The sequence below is a fragment of the Campylobacter sp. MG1 genome, assembly GCF_026616895.1.
Lineage (GTDB): Bacteria > Campylobacterota > Campylobacteria > Campylobacterales > Campylobacteraceae > Campylobacter_E.
In genome coordinates this window covers 1-235 of sequence record NZ_JANYME010000057.1, presented here as the reverse complement: position 1 = coordinate 235, position 235 = coordinate 1, and the positions used below count along the sequence as shown (strand labels likewise).

Here is a 235-nt window from a genome sequence, read left to right as displayed (position 1 = left end):
AATCTATGTTTAGTGGGTGTAAAAATTTCAATCAAGCTTTAAGTTTTGATACAAAAAATGTAGTAAATATGAATTATATGTTTGATGGTTGTGAAAATTTCAATCAAGCTTTAAACTTTGATACAAGTAATGTAACAGATATGCAATCTATGTTTAGTGGGTGTAAAAATTTCAATCAAGCTTTAAGTTTTGATACAAAAAATGTAGTAAATATGAATTATATGTTTGATGGTTG

Annotated in this window: 1 protein-coding gene; it reads left to right on the top strand. The window is 24.7% G+C overall.

Translation table 11 applies throughout. The features are described 5' to 3' along the window. The coding region (locus tag NY022_RS09670) for a BspA family leucine-rich repeat surface protein (protein ID WP_267525678.1) at window positions 1–235 on the top strand (235 nt) is incomplete at both ends.